21 protein-coding genes and 1 other annotated feature are annotated in these 20901 nt (G+C 58.6%); of the genes, 10 read left to right on the forward strand and 11 right to left on the reverse strand.

Annotated features, from left to right (window positions below):
* Positions 1-32 precede the first annotated feature (32 nt).
* From IBX59_RS00880 to IBX59_RS00895, 4 genes are all read right to left on the reverse strand, one after another.
* Positions 33-2099: a hypothetical protein gene (locus IBX59_RS00880; protein WP_296371380.1), complete on the reverse strand. Its 2067-nt coding sequence runs from the start codon at positions 2097-2099 to the stop codon at positions 33-35.
* Between the two features lie 73 nt (positions 2100-2172).
* The gene (locus tag IBX59_RS00885) at positions 2173-4932 is read right to left on the reverse strand and encodes a DUF4159 domain-containing protein (protein WP_296371381.1); all 2760 of its coding nucleotides are present in this window, start codon (positions 4930-4932) and stop codon (positions 2173-2175) included.
* A gap of 64 nt (positions 4933-4996) precedes the next feature.
* Entirely contained in the window at positions 4997-5869 is an 873-nt protein-coding gene (locus tag IBX59_RS00890; protein WP_296371383.1) for a DUF58 domain-containing protein, read from the reverse strand.
* The gene (locus IBX59_RS00895; protein ID WP_296371385.1) at positions 5866-6870 is read right to left on the reverse strand and encodes a MoxR family ATPase; all 1005 of its coding nucleotides are present in this window, start codon (positions 6868-6870) and stop codon (positions 5866-5868) included. The genes IBX59_RS00890 and IBX59_RS00895 overlap by 4 nt, the downstream gene beginning before the upstream one ends.
* 70 nt (positions 6871-6940) lie before the next feature.
* Between IBX59_RS00895 and IBX59_RS00900 the strand changes: the two genes are divergently transcribed.
* Together IBX59_RS00900 and IBX59_RS00905 are read left to right on the forward strand one after the other, a co-directional pair.
* Positions 6941-7516 (forward strand): DUF1285 domain-containing protein, encoded by a 576-nt coding sequence (locus tag IBX59_RS00900; protein WP_296371387.1) that lies wholly within the window; start codon positions 6941-6943, stop codon positions 7514-7516.
* A 160-nt stretch (positions 7517-7676) separates the two neighbouring features.
* Positions 7677-7901 carry a DUF2798 domain-containing protein gene (locus tag IBX59_RS00905; protein WP_296371391.1) on the forward strand — a complete coding sequence of 75 codons (225 nt, stop codon included), beginning with the start codon at positions 7677-7679 and terminating at the stop codon, positions 7899-7901.
* 35 nt (positions 7902-7936) lie between these two features.
* Here the strand turns inward: IBX59_RS00905 and IBX59_RS00910 are convergent, their stop codons facing one another.
* Positions 7937-8908 carry a zinc ABC transporter substrate-binding protein gene (locus tag IBX59_RS00910; protein WP_296371394.1) on the reverse strand — a complete coding sequence of 324 codons (972 nt, stop codon included), beginning with the start codon at positions 8906-8908 and terminating at the stop codon, positions 7937-7939.
* 98 nt (positions 8909-9006) lie between these two features.
* On the opposite strand from IBX59_RS00910, the gene IBX59_RS00915 reads away from it, so the two are divergent.
* The 5 genes from IBX59_RS00915 to phoB all read left to right on the forward strand — a co-directional run bounded on the left by IBX59_RS00915 (position 9007) and on the right by phoB (position 12610).
* Positions 9007-9483, forward strand: a complete 477-nt coding sequence (locus IBX59_RS00915) for a transcriptional repressor (protein ID WP_296371396.1) — start codon at positions 9007-9009, stop codon at positions 9481-9483.
* The gene (locus IBX59_RS00920; RefSeq protein WP_296371397.1) at positions 9480-10232 is read left to right on the forward strand and encodes a metal ABC transporter ATP-binding protein; all 753 of its coding nucleotides are present in this window, start codon (positions 9480-9482) and stop codon (positions 10230-10232) included. The genes IBX59_RS00915 and IBX59_RS00920 overlap by 4 nt, the downstream gene beginning before the upstream one ends.
* On the forward strand, positions 10232-11026 hold the full coding sequence (locus IBX59_RS00925; RefSeq protein WP_296371399.1) for a metal ABC transporter permease: 795 nt from the start codon (positions 10232-10234) through the stop codon (positions 11024-11026). Before IBX59_RS00920 ends, IBX59_RS00925 begins: the two co-directional genes overlap by 1 nt.
* A gap of 178 nt (positions 11027-11204) precedes the next feature.
* The gene (gene phoU / locus IBX59_RS00930; protein WP_296371401.1) at positions 11205-11924 is read left to right on the forward strand and encodes a phosphate signaling complex protein PhoU; all 720 of its coding nucleotides are present in this window, start codon (positions 11205-11207) and stop codon (positions 11922-11924) included.
* The gene (gene phoB / locus IBX59_RS00935; protein WP_296371403.1) at positions 11921-12610 is read left to right on the forward strand and encodes a phosphate regulon transcriptional regulator PhoB; all 690 of its coding nucleotides are present in this window, start codon (positions 11921-11923) and stop codon (positions 12608-12610) included. Before phoU ends, phoB begins: the two co-directional genes overlap by 4 nt.
* Positions 12611-12684: 74 nt before the next feature.
* Here the strand turns inward: phoB and IBX59_RS00940 are convergent, their stop codons facing one another.
* From IBX59_RS00940 to IBX59_RS00950, 3 genes are all read right to left on the reverse strand, one after another.
* Entirely contained in the window at positions 12685-13542 is an 858-nt protein-coding gene (locus IBX59_RS00940) for a universal stress protein (protein ID WP_296371405.1), read from the reverse strand.
* Positions 13543-13556: 14 nt separating this feature from the next.
* Positions 13557-15047, reverse strand: a complete 1491-nt coding sequence (locus IBX59_RS00945) for a SulP family inorganic anion transporter (protein ID WP_296371407.1) — start codon at positions 15045-15047, stop codon at positions 13557-13559.
* Between the two features lie 62 nt (positions 15048-15109).
* Positions 15110-15168, reverse strand: a sequence feature (sul1 is cis-regulatory element that is thought to sense ions involved in sulfur or methionine metabolism; They are found in Alphaproteobacteria).
* Positions 15169-15416: 248 nt separating this feature from the next.
* The gene (locus tag IBX59_RS00950) at positions 15417-16895 is read right to left on the reverse strand and encodes an NAD-dependent succinate-semialdehyde dehydrogenase (protein ID WP_296371409.1); all 1479 of its coding nucleotides are present in this window, start codon (positions 16893-16895) and stop codon (positions 15417-15419) included.
* Positions 16896-16960: 65 nt separating this feature from the next.
* Here IBX59_RS00950 and IBX59_RS00955 point away from each other — a divergent pair, with 65 nt between their 5' ends.
* Both IBX59_RS00955 and IBX59_RS00960 read left to right on the forward strand, forming a co-directional pair.
* Entirely contained in the window at positions 16961-17728 is a 768-nt protein-coding gene (locus tag IBX59_RS00955; protein ID WP_296371411.1) for an alpha/beta hydrolase, read from the forward strand.
* 129 nt (positions 17729-17857) lie between these two features.
* Positions 17858-18160 (forward strand): hypothetical protein, encoded by a 303-nt coding sequence (locus IBX59_RS00960; protein ID WP_296371413.1) that lies wholly within the window; start codon positions 17858-17860, stop codon positions 18158-18160.
* 96 nt (positions 18161-18256) lie between these two features.
* Here IBX59_RS00960 and IBX59_RS00965 read toward each other — a convergent pair whose 3' ends face one another.
* Complete coding sequence (locus tag IBX59_RS00965) at positions 18257-18886, reverse strand: ribonuclease T2 (protein WP_296371415.1); 630 nt, start codon at positions 18884-18886, stop codon at positions 18257-18259.
* Positions 18887-19014: 128 nt separating this feature from the next.
* On the opposite strand from IBX59_RS00965, the gene IBX59_RS00970 reads away from it, so the two are divergent.
* A complete protein-coding gene (locus IBX59_RS00970; RefSeq protein ID WP_296371417.1) occupies positions 19015-19776 on the forward strand; it encodes a DUF1013 domain-containing protein in 762 nt (253 codons plus the stop codon).
* Between the two features lie 71 nt (positions 19777-19847).
* Here IBX59_RS00970 and recR read toward each other — a convergent pair whose 3' ends face one another.
* Both recR and IBX59_RS00980 read right to left on the reverse strand, forming a co-directional pair.
* The gene (gene recR, locus IBX59_RS00975) at positions 19848-20441 is read right to left on the reverse strand and encodes a recombination mediator RecR (protein ID WP_296371419.1); all 594 of its coding nucleotides are present in this window, start codon (positions 20439-20441) and stop codon (positions 19848-19850) included.
* A gap of 83 nt (positions 20442-20524) precedes the next feature.
* Positions 20525-20869 carry a YbaB/EbfC family nucleoid-associated protein gene (locus IBX59_RS00980; RefSeq protein ID WP_296371421.1) on the reverse strand — a complete coding sequence of 115 codons (345 nt, stop codon included), beginning with the start codon at positions 20867-20869 and terminating at the stop codon, positions 20525-20527.
* Positions 20870-20901 lie beyond the last annotated feature (32 nt).

Here is a 20901-nt window from a genome sequence, read left to right on the forward strand (position 1 = left end):
CGCCGCTCTGGCGTAAAGCGCGGGCGCAACGCTCAGCGTCGCCCTTCGCGTAGCCACGCCCCGATCATGAGAATTGCGGCAATCAGAAGAAATGCCCAGGCAGGCAGAACTGGTATAATATTGATCTCGGCCGTGCGGTAGGCCCCTCGCGGGGTGATCCCGATCCATCCCCGACCGGTCGCAGGGCGGCCTTCGCGCACGCTGCGAATGGCGACATCACCGTCAGATATTGCCATCACCCCACCGCCCGAACCTGCCACGACCGGTGCAAGGGTTTCTGCGCTGGCAATGGTTTGTTCAAATTCTCGCGGGGCAGATGGCCCCAGTGCGATGACGGCTGATTTATACCCGTCGTCGATTCGGTAAAGTCCAATTTCCGGCGCGTCCCACAGGGTTTCAAAGCGCCCCGGCGCCACGTCTTCCAGCGTCAGAACGGTTTCGGTGCCATCCGGATGCGTCACGGTCACATCGCCGGTGTTGGACCCCAGCGTGCGCCGGATGATGCGCATGGTCTGTCCGACAGGTTCGACCCTCAGTGCCTCTTCCTCCAGCTCGGGTTCTTTCATCATCCAATGGGCCAAACGCCGCAGCAATTCCAACTGTGGCCCGCCGCCTTCGAACCCGCGGTCCCATAGCCAGCTATGATCCGACGCGAGCAACGACACCCGCCCTTCACCGATCCTGTCCAACACCAGCAGCGGGCGATTATCCAGACCGGACATAACCGTCGTCGCTGTGTCCGACACCAAAACATCAACCAAACGGAACCAGCGTCCCCAACCAGGACCGTCGCCGTCCGGGGTGGGCGCATAGCTGTCCAACCCCGCGGTCACCGGATGCCGTTGCCCCAGATCGGTGATTTGCGGTGTGAACCCCTGTTCAAAGACCCGCGCAGTCGGTGCGCCGGGCAGAATATCACCCAAAGGCGAGCGATAGATACTTTCTGCTGCGCCATATTCCGGCCCGGATGAAATCAGCACGGCACCGCCCTGTTCCACATAATTGCGGATGTTTTCCAGATATGCGCTGGGCAGGATGCCGCGCCTGCGGTAGCGATCAAAGATGATCAGGTCGAAATCATGGATCTTTTCCAAAAAAAGTTCGCGCGTCGGGAAGGCAATCAACGACAACTCACTGACCGGCACACCGTCCTGCTTTTCGGGAGGGCGCAAAATGGTGAAATGCACCAGATCGACCGATGCGTCCGATTTCAGCAGATTGCGCCATGTCCGTTCCCCCGGGTGCGGTTCGCCCGAGACAAGCAGCACTCGCAACCTGTCACGCACACCGTTGATCTGAACGACCGCGCTGTTGTTGCGGTCGGTCAGCTCGCCCTCGGCTTGTGGAATGCTGAACTGTAACACGTTCATCCCCCCGCGTGGCAGCGTCAGCGGCAGCCTTATATCTTGCCCGATGGGCACCGGCAGGGTCAACGGGGCTTCACCGTCAATCGACACAGACAAAGGCACGGTTTGTGTGCGCGGCGCGGCGCCCTGATCCTCGATCCGCAAGGTCAGAACGACCTCTTCCCCCAGGATGGCAAAGGCAGGGGCATTGGACACCACCAGCCGCCGGTCCCAGTCATCCGGTTGACCGGTCAGCAAAGTATGCAGCGGCGCCGGCAAGGCAGGGGTGCGGTCCAGATCATGCAGGCGCCCGTCGGTTGCAAGGATGATCCCGGCGATGCGCCCGCGCGGTTCATCAGCCAAGGCTTGCGACAGGGCGGTCATCAGGGTCGTGCCAGTATCACCGGCACCATCGCCGACGGTGACTATCCGCAACTCTGTGTCCGGTTGCCGGGCCAGTTCTTCTTGGATATTGGCGATCGCGGCGGCGTTTTGTAAGGGCCGGTCGCCGATCTGCTGGCTGGCGCTTTCGTCGACGACCAGTATGACAATATCACTGAGCGTTTCGCGGTCTTCACGCTGGATTGCGGGGTTCGCCATGGCGGCCAGCAGGGCCAGCGCCGCCAATCCGCGCAGCCACCAGCCTGATAGGCGACGCCAGATCGCAAGCGCCAACCCCAAGGACGCAAGTGCGATCACCGCGTAGAGCGCCAACAGCGGGATCAGCGGATCCAGGATCAGGGTTCCGGTCACAGTGACGCCTTTCCGCTTCTTTCAAGCATAAATATCTCTGCCGGAGGCATCAAATTTCTAGAAATTTGTTCCATCATTGCCCCAATCTGTCCAGCAGGTCGGGCACATGCACCTGATCGGATTTATAATTGCCAGTCAGCACATGCATGATCACATTGACACCAAAGCGCAGCGCGATTTCGCGCTGCCGTTCACCTGCGGTGCCTCGCCCGACGGGAAACATCCGGTTGCCATTGCGGTCAACGGCCCAAGCGCGCGCCCAGTCGTTGCCGCCAATGATCACCGGCGTCACACCGTCATTCAGTGCGCGGAACGGCATCCCTTCGGCCCGTGCTGCCCCTGGTGGCGCCGCTTCGACCCAGACATCGCGGCTGGAAAATCGACCTGGAAAATCCTGCAACAGATAAAACGTGCGTGTCAGCACGTGATCTGACGGGATCGGTTCAAGTGCCGGAATGTCTAGCGACCGGGCAATCGCCTGCAATTTGCGCCCCGCGGGCGAACCCGAGCCGAAACGGGCCGTGTCTGCGTCGCGGGTGTCGAACATGATCATGCCGCCGCTGCGCAGATAGCGGTTCAGTTTGGCATAAGCGTCTCGGCTTGGCAGCGGTTGGTCGGCGGTGATGGGCCAGTAAAGAAACGGAAAAAACGCCAGTTCATCGGATTCAAGGTTCACGCCAAGCGGTTCGCCGGGTTCGATGGATGTCCGCCGGAAAAGCGTTTGTGACAGCCCGCGCAGCCCGGCCGCTGTCACGTCATCGGTTTGTTGGTCACCGGTCAGCACATGGCCCAGCACCACCTCGGATGTGGCGCGGATGGCAAAGTCATCGCCTTGCACAGGTTGTGCTTGTGCATCCGGCACGGCCAGCGACATCAGAAAAATAGCAGCCGCCAGATCGGCACGCGGACCACGCAGCCGCCCGCCCAAGGCAAGCGATGCAATCACATCAATCAGCAACAGGCCGATAGCCGCAGCCAACAGCCAGCCTTTCAAAGCGGTCTCACGCAGGGTCGTCATCCCCTCAACAGCTATTCGCGCGGGCCATTGGGCGACTTCCAGTGCCGTATCGGGGCCAATCACGTTGACGGCCAGTTGCCTGTCCGTGCCGGTATAAAGACCTGGTTGCAGCTCTGGCCCGGCGGTGGCCTCGGCCAGCCGTTCACCGGGCACACCGGATTGCGCGCTGGCGTCGTTCAGCCGCCCGAACGCATCAAGCAGCTTGCCGGGCATCCATGTCGTGCCTTCCAGTGCGGCGGCATCCGGCGTGGCAGGCCGCGTCGACACGGCGAGCCTTTCCAGCATTTGCACAAAAAGCCCCGACAGCGGCAAGGTAGACCATTCGGCATTTGCCGTCACATGGAACAGCACGATCTGCCCTTCTCCGGCCACCTTGCGCGTGACCAGCGGTGTGCCGTCAGCCAGTTGCGCGACGACACGTTCGGCCAGCGTTGGGTCGGGTTGGGCCATGACCTGACTGGTGACGGCGACATCGGCAGGCACGGGAAGGCCGAAAAACGGGCTGCTGGTTTCAAAAGGCGCCAGCGATTTCGGCTCTCCCCAACTCATTGTGCCGCCAACACTGCGCCCGCCAGACCGCAGCCGCACCGGCAAAAGCGGGTCTTCGGTATTGCGCCCCAGATCAGAGGCCGCCAACCTTGGCCCGGCAAACCGCAAGAGCAATCCACCGTTTTCCACCCATGTCAGAACGGCATCAGCTTCGCCGGCCGCCAGCGTGGCCACATCGGCCAGCACAAGAACATCAGGGTTTGCCAAAAGAATATCCGCCAAGCTGCCCGCGATCAGGTCGGCGGTAGGGTCGAGTGCCTCGCGCAGGTAATAAAGTGGCGACAGCAGTTCCAGCGTTTCGCGGTTTTCGTCGCCAGCGATCAGCGCCACCTTGCGCCGTTTCAGCGCATCATCTGTCAGGCTGACGGCCCCCGCCGAGCGCAGGCCGCTGATTTCAAACCGCGTGATCCGGTTGCGTAATTCGGGAGGTAAAACCATGGCGGTTCCGCCTGCCGCGTCACCCGCCGCGATCGTCAAAGGCACCGTCGCGAGTTGCCGTTCGACGCCCGCAGGGTCCAGCCCGATGGCGTTGATTGACGTTTCAACCGGATTGCCCAAAGGTGTGCGCACTGCTGAAATCTGCACCTGTCCATCGACAAACCGGGCAGGGCGGATGCCAAGGATTTGGCGCGGGGTTTGGAACACCGTCACTGGCCCGGCGGATTCAACCGTGTTCAGAAGGTCGGTGCGTCCGGGGTAATCCAGCCCGTCAGACAGCCAATAGGTTTCGAACTGACCGGTCCGGCTGGCAAAATATTCTGCCGGATCTTGGGGTTGCCACGGATTGGGCGCAAGGTTGGGCAGGCGATTGCGCCATGTTCCGGGGGCCGCAAAGGGCAAATCTTCGGTTGGTAAATCGGTCAGGTTTACCACAGCGACCCGCCGGTCAGAAAGGGCGGCTTCAGCGAGCAACCTGTCGATCTGGTCGCGCCTGGCCTGCCAGTCTGCCGCACCGGCCCATGATCCATCCAACATAATGACCAAATCGCCGCGCCCGTCGCGGGTTTCTTGCGGGTTCAGAACAGGACCGGCAAAACCTATGATCACCGCCGCAACGGCAAGCATCCGCAACAGCAAAAGCCACCAAGGCGTCCGGTCGGATTGGGCTTCGTCATCGGTCAGCCCCAAAAGCAGCGCCACGCCGGGAAAGCGTCGCCGGACAGGGGCGGGGGGCACGGCGCGGAGCAGGATCCACAGGACCGGCAGGGCGATCAGGGCCAGCAGGAGTAGAGGGGCAGTAAAGCCAAGGGAGCCAATGATCCACATTATTGCATCCCCTGGGGCGCTGCCCCAGACCCCGGAGTTTTTGGGCCAAGATGAAGATGAAGCATCATCTGTGCTGTTCCAGCGCGCCATAAAGCCAAAGAAGGGCTTTTGTCGCGCTGTCATTGGTGTGGTGGGTCTGAAACTGCCAACCGGTTGTCTGCACCAGATGGGTCAGCCGGTCTTTGCGTTCCGCCAGCCGGTCGAGATAGCGTTGTTTCAGATCGCCGGCTTTCAGTGTTTCGTGCTGCAGGCTGCCGGACATGCTTTGGAATATGGTGCGCCCATCGAAAGGAAAGGTTTCCTCTTGTGGGTCAAGCACCTGGACCAGCGCGCCGCGCACGCCCCTGTCGGCTGCACGCAGCAGGGCATCAGCGATGGGTTGAAGGTCGCCCAGGAAATCGGAGATGAAAATTGCGCGGGAATGCGGCAGCATCCCTTGGGTCGTCGGGGTGCCGTAATCGGCATCGTCATCCACCGACAAGAGCTGCGCCATCTGCACCACCTGTGCCGCGCCACGGCGCGGGGGCAGGCGCAAACCTGTCAGGCCGACCCGTTCGCCGCCACGGATCAGCAAGATCGCGCAGGCCAGCCCCAGCACGCGGGCGCGCTGCGCCTTGGAGGGCAGATTGGAGTCAGAGCTGAAGGACATTGCGGCGGCCTGATCGACCCAAAGGATGATGGATTGGGCGATCTGCCATTCCTTGTCTTGCACGAAATTGACATCTGACCGTGCCGACCGCCGCCAGTCGATGCTGCGGGCCTCGTCATGGGTCTGGGCGGGGCGGTATTGCCAGAAAGTATCCCCCGTGCCCGCCCGCTTGCGCCCGTGTTCGCCCAACAATACCGTTGTCGCAAGACGCTCTGCCTCGACCAGGAGGGCGGGCATGGGGGCGGCCAGCGATTCCGCCTTTGAGCGCAGGACAAGCGGTTGGGTCACGCCGCAGCCTCGACCTGTGTGATCCGGGTGGCGACGGTGTTGATGATGTGCTGGATGTTTTCGCCGCGTGCGCGGGCGGCAAAGGACAGCGCCATGCGGTGTTCCAGCACTGGCACAGCCATGGCGCGCAGGTCTTCGGCAGAGGGCGCAAGCCGCCCGTCCAGCAGCGCCTGCGCGCGCACGGTCAGCATCAGGGCCTGCGCGGCACGGGGGCCCGGCCCCCAGCTGACGTTCTGGCGAATGATATCGGGGGCGTCATCGTCAGGGCGGCAGGCGCGCACCAGATCAAGGATCATGTCAACGATGCCGTCACCGACGGGCATGCGGCGCAGCAGGGTTTGCGCATCCAGCAACTCCTGCGCGGTAAACACGGGTTTCGACACCGCGTCTTCCACACCGGTGGTGGCGATCAGGATATCCTTTTCGGTGTCGCGATCGGGGTAGGGGACGTCGATCTGCACCAGAAAACGGTCCAGCTGCGCCTCTGGCAGGGGGTAGGTGCCTTCCTGTTCGATGGGGTTTTGCGTAGCCAGCACATGAAACGGCACGCCAAGGGGCCGGTGCTGGCCTGCGATTGTCACCTCTTTTTCCTGCATCGCTTGCAACAGCGCCGATTGTGTGCGTGGCGAGGCGCGGTTGATTTCATCGGCCATCAGAAGCTGGCAAAAGATCGGCCCTTCGATAAAGCGGAAATTGCGCGTGCCGTCGGCGGATGTTTCCAGCACCTCTGACCCCAGGATATCGGCGGGCATCAGGTCGGGCGTGAACTGGATGCGGTTGCCATGCAGGCCCATCACGGTTGACAGCGTATCGACCAAACGCGTCTTTCCCAGCCCGGGCAGCCCGATCAGCACAGCGTGCCCGCCGCAGATCAGCGCTGTCAGCGTCAGGTCAACGACCCGCGGCTGGCCGATGAAACGGGCGGCGATACTGCTGCGTGCCGCTTGCAGCTTAGCGCCCAAAATTTCGATCTGGGCGACAAGATCGGCATCGCTGGACATGGCATTCCTCCGAGTGAACTCTATCTGTGATATACCATCAGATATAGCGACAGACCCCAATGGCAAAAACATGACGACACAAAAGATTGTGACCCCTTCCGCAGAAAGCCTTGCCCAAAGCGCCCGTGCCGCCCAAAAAGGCGGCTTGCCGCCGGTGCATTTGTGGAATCCGCCGTTTTGCGGAGATATTGACATGCGGATCGCACGGGACGGCACGTGGTTTTATCTTGGTACCCCGATTGGACGGCCCGCATTGGTCAAGCTGTTTTCGACGATTCTGCGCAAGGATGATGATGCTTATTTTCTGGTCACGCCTGTCGAAAAGGTCGGGATTACCGTTGATGATGCGCCTTTCGTTGCGGTGGATTTCAATCACCACGGCGACGGGCTGATGTTCCAGACGAATGTGGGTGACAGCTTTGTCGCAGGGCCTGACCATCCGATCCGGGTGGTGCGCGATCCGGCCACGGGCGAACCTTCACCCTATGTTCTGGTGCGTCGCAATCTGGAGGCGCTGATTGATCGCAAGTCATTTTACCGTCTGGTGGATATTGGCGCCTATGCTGACCATGAGGGCGAAAGCTGGTTTGGCGTTTGGTCGCAGGGCGCGTTTTTTCCGATTGTTCCATCTGCCGATCTGGAATGAATGTCAGATTTTTGGTGTCCGACAGTGTGATACCGGGCCATACTTGCCGCAAACTTGATCAGTTTTTGATTTTTTATTGATCATCAGCAAGGTTTCCGGGCTTGAAACCTGCGTGAATATTGCGAAGTACATCCGGACCCACCAAAAAAGAAGTATTGTCATGATCCCCGCCCGATTTGCCAACGTCCTGTTTGGCTTTCTTTTGTCCGGCATGATGTCGCTGATCGTATCCGGTATTTCGACGTTTCGCGCAGCGGGGCTGAGCGACGGGTTGTTCGGGCTATGGATGTCATCTTGGGCCCCAAGCTGGATGGTCGCCTTTCCAAGCGTTTTGTTGGTGGCGCCCTTTACGCGCCGTCTGGTTGCGCGGCTGATCAAGCCGTAAGCCGCATGACGCCGGCTTGATCAATGTTTGATGTATTACAGGCAATCCGCCAGCGTGGTGGCAAGGTTGCGGATCATCCTTGGGTAAAGGCCAGCACCTGGTTCCAGATCGGACCCCAGCGGGTCAAGCACTGCAGTTTGCGCGCCCGAACCATCCAGCACCAGTGCAACACGGCCCGGGTTGAATTGTGGTTCTGACAAGATGCAGGTCACATCACGGTCAGCGATAATACCTCTGATTTCGGCGATCCGCGCCGGGCTGGGTTCACGCGCATCTGACATGGAAATGGCCCCGGTTGCGGGAAAATCGAAGGCTTGTTCAAAATACTGATAAGCATCGTGAAACACGATGAAATTCCGGTCTTGCAGGGGATCAAGAATGTTTGCTACCTCGGCTGACAGGGTCGCCAATTCGGCGCGGCCCGCTGCCGCATTGGCGAAATATGCCCCGGCATTATCGGGGTCTGCCGCTGACAGGGATGCTGCAATGGTATTCAGCCAGACTGCTGCGTTATCTGGCGACAACCATGCATGAGGGTCAGCAGCGCCATGATCATGGTCATCGTGATCGGCTTCATCTGCGTGGTCGTCATGATCATCTTCATCCGCGTGGTCGTCGTTCGCATCATTGCCGTGATCATGCGCCTCGAACAAGGCGCCTTCACGGAAGGGCAATACGCGGGTGCCTGGGATGTCCAGAAATGTGACGCTTTGCGCGTCGCCCGCAAGGGCTGCGATGGCCCCGTCAAGCCACGGTGTCAGGTCGGGGCTGACCCAAAAAACAATGTCCGCGTTTTGCAGCGCCGCCGCCTGCGACGGGCGCAGCGCGTATTCATGCGGTGACGCGCCGGAATCGATAATCAGGTCGGGTGCGCCTAACCCGTCCATGACCCTTGCGACCAGTGAATGCACGGGTGCGATGTCTGCTGCGACGCGCGGCACGTCAGCCAATGCGGTTCCGGCCAGCAAAGATGCCGCAATCGTAAGGGAAATGAGTTTTCTGGACATTGCTGTCTCCATGTGATTTTATAACATTTGGTGACTGCTATATGAAATGAAATAACATGACAAGTCGAATATCTCGGCCCACTGAAAATGCGCCTGAAATGCTTGGATTTGAAAAACATGACCACAGCCATTGCGTCCAGACTGCCATTCAGTCGGCTGAAATCTTTTGCGCGGACAAGGGGCTGCGGTTCACGCCCGTCCGGCGCAAGGTGCTGGAGTTATTGTTGCAGGAACACCGCGCGCTGGGCGCTTACGATATTCTGGACCGCCTGCGTGATGCCGGTTTTGGTGCGCAGCCGCCCGTCGCCTATCGGGCGCTGGATTTTCTTGTCAGTCACGGCTTTGCGCACAAGATTGAACGGTTGAACGCCTTTATTGCCTGCGCGCATCCCGGCGCGCCCCATTCCCCCGCGTTCATGATCTGCCGGATCTGCGATTCGGTTGCCGAGGCGCAGTCGATGTCAGCCACGGGTGCGTTTGGCGATGCGGCCCGCCATGCCGGTTTTCAGATCGAACGCACGGTCGTCGAAGCCGAAGGCCTGTGCCCCACCTGTGTGAAACAGGCCGATAAATGAGCCTGATCACACTTGAAAACCTATCCGTCCGCTATGGTGGGCAGACAGTGCTGCGCGATGTGAACCTGGCAATTGCGCCGGGCGAAATTGTCACAATCGTTGGCCCGAACGGGTCTGGAAAAACCAGCCTGCTGCGCGCGATCATTGGCGCGACCCGGCCCGCAACAGGCCGTGTGACCCATCAAAAGGGACTAAAAATCGGATATGTCCCGCAAAAGCTGCATATCGATCCGACCTTGCCGATGACGGTGGAACGGTTCTTGCGCTTGCCCGGTGGCTTTCCGCGCGCCGATTGTGCCGCGGCATTGGACCAGGCCGAGGTGCCGGACCTGTCAAAACAGCAGATGACGTCGCTGTCTGGGGGGCAGTTCCAGCGGGTTCTTCTGGCACGGGCACTGATCAACCGGCCGGATGTCCTGCTGCTGGACGAGGCGACACAGGGGTTGGACCAGCCCGGCTCTGCCGCATTTTACCGCCGGATCGCGCAGGTTCGGGCGCAAACCGGATGTGCCGTTCTGATGATCAGCCACGAATTGCATGTGGTGATGAGCGCATCAGACAGGGTTATTTGCCTGAACGGTCATGTCTGCTGTGAAGGCACCCCTGAAATTGTGTCGTCCGCGCCAGAATATCGCGCCTTGTTCGGGACTGGCACAGGGGGTGCGCTGGCGCTGTATCGGCACGAACACGACCACGCCCATGATGCCAATTGCGCGCACGAACACGAGACGGAAAAGGCAGCGGAATGATGCTGGACGATTTTATGATCCGCGCAACACTGGCCGGTATCGGCGTCGCCTTTGCAGCGGCCCCGTTGGGCAGTTTTGTGGTCTGGCGGCGCATGGCCTATTTTGGCGATGCCACTGCCCATGCCGCCATTCTGGGGGTGGCCCTGTCACTGGCTTTCCAGATGTCGATTTTTGCCGGAACGATGGCCGTTTCGCTGGTGATGGCTCTGACGGTGACGATGCTCACCGGCCGGGGATATGCCATGGATACCCTGTTGGGGGTGCTGGCGCATTCGGCGCTGGCTTTCGGGTTGGTGGCCGTTTCGTTTTTGTCAGGCGTGCGCATCGACCTGATGGCCTATCTTTTTGGCGATATTCTATCGGTATCCCGAGGTGATCTTGCAGTGATCTGGGGGGGGGCGGCCTTGGTTGTTGTGCTGATCGGCTGGCGCTGGTCATCGTTGTTGACGGCAACCCTAAGCGACGATCTTGCCTATGCCAGTGGCATCAACCCCAAACGCGAACAACTGATCCTGACACTGTCGCTGGCCATCACGGTTGCGGTGGCCATTAAGGTGGTAGGTGTCCTGCTGATCGCCGCCATGCTGATCATTCCGGCGGCAGCAGCCCGCCCGATGTCCCGCAGCCCCGAAATGATGGCGGTCATGGCCGCTGTGATTGGTGCCGTGGCGGCCATAACCGGGCTGCGTGCGGCCTATGTATTCGACACCCCGGCGGGGCCGTCGATTGTGTGTGTGGCCGCGCTCATTTTTTTGGGCAGCAGTCTGTTATCCGGACGCAGAGGTGTATCTTGAGGGCGGGAAGACGGCGCGTCAGGGGCCGCTGTTACAAAACCGTTAGATAAGTATCATATAGGCTTTACAAAAATGCAGTAACTCCTGGCGCCATAAGTCTGACGTGATGACTGTTTTTTGCGGGGCGACTCTGTGGATTTGGTGTTGCGGAAAATGCAGTCGTATCTGGACCATCGAAATGAATGACAAGCATATTTTCAGGTCATTTGATCGTGACCTGGAATCGATTCAGGCCAGGGTGCTGCGGCTTGGCGGCTTGGTGGAAGTCGCCCTGGAACAGGCGGCAAAAGCATTGCAAACCCATGATGTTTCACTTGCTGAAACGGTGCGCAAAGGTGATTGCCACGTTGATGACCTTGATCACGCGATCAGGGTTGACGCTGCGCGCCTTCTGGCCATGTGGTCGCCGACCGCCAGTGATCTGCGCAGCATCTTGTGTGTAATGGACATCAGCTCACATCTGGAACGCTGCGGCGATCATGCCAGGAATATTGCAAGGCGCACGATCATCATGGCTGAAGAAGGTAACTTGCATGGCCCGCTTCTGGCGCTGCGACGGATGTCACGGTTTGTGAAAACGATGCTTGGCGATGCGCTGGATGCCTATGTCCAGCGCGACCTGGTAAAAGCCCGGGATGTTATCGCGCGCGATATCGAGGCGGATCAGTTTTATGATACGATTTTCAGGTCGTTGTTGATGCATATGATGGAAAATCACCGTAATGTCGAAGTGGGCATGCACCTGCACTTTATCGCCAAGCATATTGAACGGGTCGGTGATCATGCCACTGCAATCGCTGAACAGACGATATATCTGGTAACGGGTGGGCGTCCTGCCGATGATCGCCCGAAACATACCATCATGACGCCAGAAATTCAAGAAAGTGTGCGCATATGACAGAAATGCAACCATCGGTTCTGATCGTCGAGGATGAACCGGCACAACGGGAAATGCTGGCCTATAACCTTGAAAGTGAAGGGTTTCGTGTGATCAAGGCGGCTGACGGCAACGAAGCGCTACTTCTCGTCGAAGAAGAAAACCCAGACCTGATTTTGCTTGACTGGATGTTGCCCGGCACATCAGGCATCGAAATTTGCCGCCAGATCAAAGTGCGGCCTGCTTTTCGCATGACCCCGGTCATCATGCTGTCGGCGAGGTCGGAAGAGGTAGATAAAGTGCGCGGGCTGGAAATTGGTGCGGACGACTACATCGTCAAACCCTATTCGGTCGTCGAACTGCTGGCCCGTGTAAAGGCGCATCTGCGTCGGACCCGCCCAGCAAGTTTGGGGGAACGTCTGACTTTTGACGATATCGTGCTGGATGCGGAAACGCACAAGGTTTTTCGTGGCGAACATGAACTTAAACTCGGGCCGACCGAATTTCGTTTGCTGTCAACATTCATGGAAAAACCGGGCCGGGTCTGGGGGCGCGAGCAGCTGTTGGACAGGGTCTGGGGCCGTGATATTTACGTGGATACCCGCACAGTTGACGTCCATGTCGGGCGCCTGCGAAAAGTCCTGAGCAGCCACGGCGGTGAAGACCTGATCAGAACGGTGCGCGGCTCTGGATACGCCTTGGGATGAAATGGTTGTGTGGCGTTATTGCGCCAGACCCGGCTGTGATGATGTCACAGACGGATCAGGCAAACAGCTTTCAATCATCGCATGATCAGAACGGGCACACGGCACGACCTGATCATTTCTGTCGTGGTTGATCCGATGATCAGCGCACGCACCCGCGAATGGCCATAGGCCCCCATGACAAGCAATTCATGTTCCTCGGCTTTTGTGATTTGTGCCAATACCTTTTCCGGCTCGCCGCTATGCACAATGACTTCAGCCTGGAACCCACCCGCCTTGAGCGATGCAGCGGCAGAATCCAGCGTTTTGCGGATGTCGGGCGTATCATTACCAGCAAAAACCAGCGAAACGGCCAGCCCTTTAAATAGCGGGCTACGCGAAATGTAGTCAACCGCCTTAAGCGATGACGGTCCGCCATCAAATGCCACCAGCACCTTTTGCACCGGCTTGAACGCGCGGTTGGCGATGAAAACAGGCTTGCTACTGGATCGCACGACGCGTTCCAGATTGGACCCAAGGTGTTCCATCGCCATGCCTGCGGCCTCGCCCCGTTTGCCGATGACGATCATGTCGCCCTGATCTTCCTTGGCGGTGACGGTTTCGATCAGATCACCCTGACGCAGGCGGGTTTCAACATCGGTCAGGCCATCTGCAACAACGATTGCCTTTGCATCTGCCAAAATCGCGCGCCCGTGTTCGTGGGCCAACTTGGCACGTTCGGCGTCAAGGTCTGCCAACTGGTTCATCAGCGCGGTGCGTGCGCCCAGCTTGATCGCACCGGACAGGTCTTGCTTTTCGACTCCGGCACGGCGGCCCATCACGTGATAAATCTTGACCTTCCAGTCATTTTTACCAGCGATCCACGCCGCATGGCGGCAAACGCTTTCGGAATAGGCGGACCCATCCACCAATGCGATAAGTGTTTTCGTTGTCATGTTCGTTTCCTCCCTTAATGGCTCATCAGCTTGTCCATCGCGCCAGGCTTGTCATGGATGGCAAGCTTGTCAACGATGGTTTCCGATGCTTTGTTCAGGCCGATGATTTCCACCTCTGCACCCTCACGCCGGAACTTGAGCACAGCCATGTCCAGTGCCGCAACCGAAGAAATATCCCAGATGTGCGCACGGGTAACGTCGATGGTGACTTTTTCGGGGGCTTCCTTGAAATCGAAGGCTTTCATGAAATCCTCGGATGACGCAAAGAACAATTGGCCTTCGATGTAATAGATCCGGTGACTGCCCGAGGCGGTGATTTCCGTCCGCACCCGGAAAAGTTGTGAGATTTTCCAAGCAAAGAACAGGCCGGACAACAACACGCCAACCATCACGCCGATGGCAAGGTTGTGGGTGTAGACCACGAAAAACACCGTTGCCACCATCACGATAGAGGAAGATGTGGGATGGTCGCGCAAATTTTTGATCGACGACCACGAAAATGTCCCGATCGCCACCATGATCATGATCGCCACCAAGGCGGCCATCGGCACCATCGCCACGATATCGCCGATCACAACGACCATGATCAACAGGTAAACGCCGGCGGCTAAGCTGGACAACCGTCCGCGCCCGCCGGATTTCACGTTGATGATGGACTGGCCGATCATCGCGCAGCCCGCCATGCCGCCAATGAAACCGGTGGCAGTGTTCGAAATACCTTGACCAATGCATTCCTGATTGCGGTTCGATGTCGTGTCAGTCAGATCATCCACGATGGTCTGGGTCATCAGACTTTCCAACAGGCCCACAACCGCGACGGCCATTGCATAGGGAAAGATGATCGACAGGGTTTCGAAATTCAAAGGGATGTCGGGGATCAGGAAAATCGGCAATGTATCGGGTAAATCGCCCATATCGCCCACCGTGCGCACATCCCAGCCCATGACAAATGTCAGAACCGTCAGCACGACAATCGTCACCAGCGGTGACGGAATTGCCTTGGTCAGCAGCGGGAACAGATAAATGATCGCCAGACCGCCAGCGACAAGGAAATAGGTCAGCACAGGCACCGCATTTGGGTCAAGTTCGGGCAATTGCGCCATGAAAATCAGGATCGCCAGCGCGTTGACAAAGCCTGTCATGACCGATTTTGACACGAACCGCATGACAAAACCCAGTTTGAACACCCCGGCAGCGATCTGCAACAGGCCCGCCAGAATGGTGGTCGCCAACAGATATTGCAACCCGTGATCCTTGACCAAGGTAATCATCAGAACGGCTGTCGCGGCGGTCGCCGCGGAAATCATGCCGGGGCGCCCCCCGGTGATGGCGATAATGACCGAGATCGCGAAAGAAGCGTAAAGCCCCACCTTTGGATCGACCCCCGCGATAATGGAAAAGGCAATCGCTTCGGGAATCAGCGCAAGTGCCACGACGATGCCGGCAAGCAGATCACCGCGGATATTGTCCGTCCACTGACGGCGATATTGAGAGAGAGAGATCATAAACAGTTCTGTATCCATAGGCCGCAAGCAATGACCTGCGGTCTTTTTTCATTTCGTATCGGATTAATCCGGCGGGTAGGCGGCCGGAAGAGCCAGCCAGGGGGCAGCCCCCGACTCCTGTGCGATGAGGCGCGGCATAACCGCACGCGCCCGGAAAGCCAAGACACCGTTCCTGCATCTGCTCCAATTATTCAAAAACAATGTTCTGGATGCGATGACATGTGTAAATTTGCCCATAAATCGGGCTAAATGCGACTGTCTTGAATATTTTGGCACTTGATGACAGCGCCTTTGCTGCGGTTTGGCTGTGCGGCCATGCCATTGGATAGGGTGCCGGGATATTTGATCATCCCGGCACCCTTTTGACTGTTAGATGGATGTGCAGATGTATTTCATCTCGGTGTAGTCATCGATCCCGTGGGATGATCCTTCGCGGCCTAGGCCTGATTGTTTGACCCCGCCAAAAGGCGCGACTTCGGTCGAGATGATGCCGGTATTCACGCCGACGATCCCATATTCCAAAGCTTCGGACACTTTGATCACGCGGCTGATATCCTTGGCATAGAAATAGGACGCAAGGCCAAAGATCGTATCATTCGCCTGATAGATCACGTCGTCTTCGTCTTCGAACATGAACAAGGGCGCGAAGGGGCCGAATGTTTCATCGGTGCTGACCAGCATATCCTTGGTCGCATTGGTCACGATCGTCGGTTCAAAAAATTGCCCGCCCAGATCGTGCGGCTTGCCGCCGGTCAGAACACTGCCGCCTTTGTCCAGTGCATCGTCCAGGTGTTCTTGCACCTTTTTCACTGCCGCAGGTTCGATCAGCGGGCCAAGTGTGGTGCCATCGGACAGCCCGTCACCGACGCGCAGATTTTCAACGGCAACCTTCAGCTTGGCGGCAAATTCATCGTAAACGCCCTTTTGCACGTAAATCCGGTTGGCGCAGACGCAGGTCTGGCCGTTGTTGCGGAATTTGCAGGCAATCGCGCCTTCGACGGCGGCATCCAGATCGGCATCATCGAACACGATGAACGGCGCATTACCGCCCAGCTCCATGCTGCACTTCATGACCTGATCGGCGGCCTGTTTCAGCAGGATGCGCCCGACTTCGGTGGACCCCGTAAAGGTCAGTTTGCGCACGATGGGGTTTTCGCAAAATTCCTTGCCGACTTCGGAAGAAGAGGTCGATGTCACGACAGAAAACAGCCCCTTCGGCACGCCCGCCTCTTCGGCCAGTTTCGCCATGGCCAGCGCCGACAGCGGTGTCAGCGACGCGGGCCGGATCACAAAGGCACAGCCGGCCGCCAGCGCAGGGGCGACCTTGCGGGCGATCATCGCATTGGGAAAATTCCATGGCGTGATGCCTGCGGCCACGCCGATGGGCTGGCGGATCACGGTGATCCGCTTGTCGGCCATATGGCCGGGGATGGTTTCGCCGTAGATGCGTTTGGCCTCTTCGCCGAACCATTCGATAAAACTGGCACCATAGGCGACTTCACCGCGCGCTTCGGCCAGTGGTTTGCCCTGTTCGGCTGTCATGATGATGGCCAGATCTTCCTGATTTTCCATCATCAGATCATACCATTTGCGCAGCACGCGGGCGCGATCCTTGGCGGCCAGTGCGGCCCATGGTTTCTGTGCCTTTTGTGCGGTTTCGATGGCGCCTGCCACTTCTGCGCGCGACAGATCGGGGACGCGCGCGATCACGTCGCCGCGCGCAGGGTTTGTCACGTTGAATGTCTTGCCACTAGCGGCCTGCACCCAGTCGCCCGAGACAAACGCCGCCTCGCAGACCAGATCGGGGCGGGACAGCAGCGATTTGAGGTTGGTGGTTTCGTCAAGCATGTTAGCCTCCGTTTTGATTGGATGCTTTGTGGACCCATTGGGGTGCTGGCGTAAAGGGGAAGACGATGGAATTGGATGATGCCTATGCCAACGCGGCCTATATTCCGGGAGGCGATGCCTATCCTGACAAATGGGCGGGGCTGGCAGCCGCATTTCGTGCCCAAGCCGCTTGCGAACTGGATTTGCCATATGGGGAATCGCCGCGGCAGCGGTTTGACCTGTTTCACCCGCCACGGCTGGCCAAAGGTGTCGTGATCTTTGTGCACGGCGGCTATTGGCTGCGGTTCGATAAATCGTTCTGGTCGCATCTGGCGGCGGGTCCGCTGGCGCAGGGCTGGGCGGTGGCGATGCCGTCTTATGACCTGTGCCCGGATGTGCGGATCACGCAGATCGGGGAACAGGTTGCCGATGCGATCGGCGTGATCGCTGATAGGGTGCCTGGCCTGATACGTCTGGTCGGGCATTCGGCCGGCGGCCAGTTGGTGGCGCGGGTGGTGGTCCGCCGCACCCGCTGGCGGGACCGCGTGGCGCGGGTTGTGCCAATTTCGCCGGTGGCCGATCTGGCGCCTTTGATGCAGACAACCATGAATATGGACCTGCGGGTTGACCCGGCGGAGGCTGTATCCGAAAGCCCTGTTCATTTGCCTGCCCCCGATCTGCCCGTCACGGTCTGGGTGGGCGGTGCTGAACGCCCGGCATTTCTGGAACAGGCCGCAGCCCTGTCCCGGTTATGGGGCTGCGCCTGCATCGTGTCACCTGACCAACATCATTTCAATGTTGTCGAAGATTTGGCAGATCCCGAAAGCGCCCTGACCCGCGCCATTCTGGTCTGACCGAGGGCAAAGGGTATTAACGCCTTTACCATCAAAACCGTATAGACAGGGCGGGGGTCGGAAATTATCTTGGCAAAAATTTGAACTATGGTAAGGCATTTTACGACAATAAAAATGATTGGTTGAAATATGATGAGATCAGTTTTGGTCGGGCTTTCGATTGTTGCGCTGGCAGGTTGTGAGGTAGTGCCGGGGCAAAAAAGTATCGTTGATCGCGGCTTTGATTCCGCACTGTTGGAAGACGGGCGTGCCAACATCTGGATTGACCCGGATGGCTGTCAGCACTGGTGGATTGATGACGGTGTGGAAGGGTATATGTCCCCACGCCTGAACCGTGACGGAACGCCGCGCTGTCAAGATGAACGGAACGCTGTGACATTGAAGGATGGCACGGTCGTTATTGCCGATCCAGAGCCGACAAACCCCGTCTGACCCAAGGCGTGCGACCAGCGGCAGGTGCCCGGTGATCAGATGGCCCTACCCCGGTTGGGTGGGGCCATGCTGCATTGGACCTACAGACAGCCCATCTCAACGCATCGGTGTCAGCAGGGCATCGCGTAAGCTGCAGTCGCGAATCACGTCTGCGCCGCAGGTCCGAAACACCAAATCACGGGTCAGGCAAATCCGCGCTTCCTGAATATAGCCTTGTTTGCAGGTGATCGTGATCTGGTCTGCGGTCAGACCGGGGTTGTCGCGCAAGAATGCGTCTTCGATCACGGATGCCGGCAAGGTGATATCGCGGGTGATCCGGCGCAGCACGGCTGGACGGTTGATCTTGTTGAAGGCGGCACGCGCCTGCGCGAAATAGCGCGCGGCAGGCAAACCTGTGCAAGACCCATGTTTGCGCCATTGATACCACGCCAGCCCTGAGGTGCCCATGATTTCGGCCATCGCGGCAGTTTCGGCCTGGCTGGGTGGGCGCTGGCTGGTTTGGCAATGAGAAGGATAGCCCGTAGCGTATTGCGGCCATAACCCGTGCAAGACCCAATCGAAATCTGCCGCCGCGTCGCATTGCGGGGAATTGCGTGCATCGCCTTCCAGCGCGCACCAATTCGCTGACCACGACAAGGACAAGATATAATAATCAAACGCGTCAGCGCGATCATCGGCTCGGACAGGGCTGGCAAACAGGCAAAGAACGGCAAAAAGGCGGCGCATTTTGATCTTTCATCTTGTCATTTGGCGCATTATATACTTTGCAAGTTCCCCGACAATGCGAACCCGGCCCACAGTGGTCTGCCCCTGAAGGGCGCGGGAAAGGCTTGTCCGTTGAAATGGAGACAACGATGTCTGAGAAACCGATTATGGCCAAGGCGACCGCCGTCTGGCTTTGCGATAATACAACGCTGACGTTCAAGCAGATTGCCGATTTTTGCGGTTTTCACGAGCTTGAGGTGCAAGGCATTGCCGATGGCGATGTTGCCGTCGGGGTCAAGGGTTTTGACCCGATCGCCAATAATCAGCTGACCCAAGAAGAGCTGGACAAGGGCATTGACGATCCGTCTTACAAGCTGAAACTCAAGTATAACGCTGCAGCCCAAGGCGAGGAAAAACGCCGCGGCCCGCGCTATACCCCCTTGTCAAAACGTCAGGACCGCCCGGCGTCGATCTATTGGCTCGTGAAATTCCATCCCGAACTCAACGATGGCCAGATCAGCAAATTGGTCGGCACAACCAAGCCGACAATCCAGGCCATCCGTGAACGGACCCATTGGAACATCAACAACCTTGATCCGATCGACCCTGTCGCCCTGGGCTTGTGCAAACAGTCGGAGCTGGACGCCGCCGTGCAGAAAGCCAACGCCAAAAAGGCCCGTGAAGGTGGGGCGATGTCCGACGATGAGCGGCGCAAACTGGTCGGCACAGAACAATCGCTTGGTATGGCGCCAGAACCGAGAATGCCCAGTTCGATGGAAGGGCTGGAAACATTCAGCCTGTCCGATCCGCGTGCCGATCACGAAGAGGAAGAAGACAAGCGCGACGTGTCCGACGCCAACAGCTTTTTTAATCTGCCGGATGATGACGACGAAGACGACGACGATCGTTAAGCGTCAAACCTGGATCCGAAAAAGCGTCACTTTGCGGTGGCGCTTTTTTCATTTCTGGCGACTGGCCAGTGTCAAAGCGCCTTGCGTGCATTGAGAGCTGCCGTGATTGTGCCGTCATCCAGATAATCCAGTTCACCCCCGACAGGCACACCTTGTGCCAATGATGTGACCGTAACACCCGGCAGTTGGTCGGCGATATAATGTGCCGTTGTCTGACCGTCGATCGTGGCACCAAGGGCAAGGATGACTTCATTGATGCGCTCATCGGTGATCCGCGCAATCAGCTTCGGGATGCGCAGTTCATCGGGGCCGATGGCATCTAGCGCGGACAGCGTGCCGCCAAGCACGTGATAACGCCCTTTGAAAACGCCGCTGCGTTCCATCGCCCACAGGTCGGCCACGTCTTCGACCACGCAAATTTGCCCGATGGCCCGCCTGTCAGACTGGCAGATGTGACAGGTATCGGCCGTGGCGATGTTGCCGCAAGTCAGACATTCGCGCACGGTCGTTCCCACCAGATGCAATGCATCCGCCAAGGGCAGCAAGACCTGCGACCGTTTCTTGATCAGGTGCAGGACCGCACGCCGCGCCGAGCGCGGCCCAAGACCGGGCAGCTTGGCCATGAGCGCAATCAGGTTTTCAAGGTCTTCGGTGCCGTTTGACATGCGGTTCTGCTATGGGCGGGGGACCAAATTTCGCGAAATTTGGTGCCTCCGGTAGGGATATTTATGCGCGGAAGACGCATGGTTCAGAAGGGCAGTTTCATCCCCGGTGGCAGGCCCAACCCTTCGGCCAGTTTGGCCATTTCCTGCTGCGCGCGGTCGGTCGCCTTGCTTTGGGCATCCTTGATTGCGGCAAGGATCAGATCTTCAACGACTTCCTTGTCGTCACTGGAAAAGATCGAGGGGTCGATGTCCAGTGCCTTGAGCTCGCCCTTGGCGGTGGCGGTGGCCTTGACCAAACCCGCGCCGCCGACGCCTTCGACAGTGATGTGTTCCAGATCGTCTTGTATCTGGGCCATTTTGCCCTGCATCTCTTGCGCTTGTTTCATCATCTTGGCCATATCGCCAAGCCCGCCTAGTCCTTTGAGCATCGCATCTCTCCTGTCGGTATGTTCAATTTTTC

The organism is Yoonia sp., assembly GCF_014859355.1.
Classification (GTDB): domain Bacteria; phylum Pseudomonadota; class Alphaproteobacteria; order Rhodobacterales; family Rhodobacteraceae; genus Yoonia.

Bases quoted from the DNA above. Each gene is read 5' to 3' on its own strand.
- IBX59_RS00955 (WP_296371411.1), top strand. From the start codon at position 16,961: ATGGAATTGGATGATGCCTATGCCAACGCGGCCTATATTCCGGGAGGC.
- IBX59_RS00900 (WP_296371387.1), top strand. From the start codon at position 6,941: ATGACGACACAAAAGATTGTGACCCCTTCCGCAGAAAGCCTTGCCCAA.
- IBX59_RS00895 (WP_296371385.1), bottom strand. From the start codon at position 6,870: ATGTCCAGCGATGCCGATCTTGTCGCCCAGATCGAAATTTTGGGCGCT.
- IBX59_RS00920 (WP_296371397.1), top strand. From the start codon at position 9,480: ATGAGCCTGATCACACTTGAAAACCTATCCGTCCGCTATGGTGGGCAG.
- IBX59_RS00910 (WP_296371394.1), bottom strand. From the start codon at position 8,908: ATGTCCAGAAAACTCATTTCCCTTACGATTGCGGCATCTTTGCTGGCC.
- IBX59_RS00950 (WP_296371409.1), bottom strand. From the start codon at position 16,895: ATGCTTGACGAAACCACCAACCTCAAATCGCTGCTGTCCCGCCCCGAT.
- IBX59_RS00940 (WP_296371405.1), bottom strand. From the start codon at position 13,542: ATGACAACGAAAACACTTATCGCATTGGTGGATGGGTCCGCCTATTCC.
- IBX59_RS00915 (WP_296371396.1), top strand. From the start codon at position 9,007: ATGCTTGGATTTGAAAAACATGACCACAGCCATTGCGTCCAGACTGCC.
- IBX59_RS00970 (WP_296371417.1), top strand. From the start codon at position 19,015: ATGTCTGAGAAACCGATTATGGCCAAGGCGACCGCCGTCTGGCTTTGC.
- IBX59_RS00965 (WP_296371415.1), bottom strand. From the start codon at position 18,886: ATGCGCCGCCTTTTTGCCGTTCTTTGCCTGTTTGCCAGCCCTGTCCGA.
- IBX59_RS00980 (WP_296371421.1), bottom strand. From the start codon at position 20,869: ATGCTCAAAGGACTAGGCGGGCTTGGCGATATGGCCAAGATGATGAAA.
- IBX59_RS00960 (WP_296371413.1), top strand. From the start codon at position 17,858: ATGATGAGATCAGTTTTGGTCGGGCTTTCGATTGTTGCGCTGGCAGGT.
- IBX59_RS00925 (WP_296371399.1), top strand. From the start codon at position 10,232: ATGCTGGACGATTTTATGATCCGCGCAACACTGGCCGGTATCGGCGTC.
- IBX59_RS00905 (WP_296371391.1), top strand. From the start codon at position 7,677: ATGATCCCCGCCCGATTTGCCAACGTCCTGTTTGGCTTTCTTTTGTCC.
- recR (WP_296371419.1), bottom strand. From the start codon at position 20,441: ATGTCAAACGGCACCGAAGACCTTGAAAACCTGATTGCGCTCATGGCC.
- phoB (WP_296371403.1), top strand. From the start codon at position 11,921: ATGACAGAAATGCAACCATCGGTTCTGATCGTCGAGGATGAACCGGCA.
- IBX59_RS00945 (WP_296371407.1), bottom strand. From the start codon at position 15,047: ATGATCTCTCTCTCTCAATATCGCCGTCAGTGGACGGACAATATCCGC.
- IBX59_RS00885 (WP_296371381.1), bottom strand. From the start codon at position 4,932: ATGTGGATCATTGGCTCCCTTGGCTTTACTGCCCCTCTACTCCTGCTG.
- phoU (WP_296371401.1), top strand. From the start codon at position 11,205: ATGAATGACAAGCATATTTTCAGGTCATTTGATCGTGACCTGGAATCG.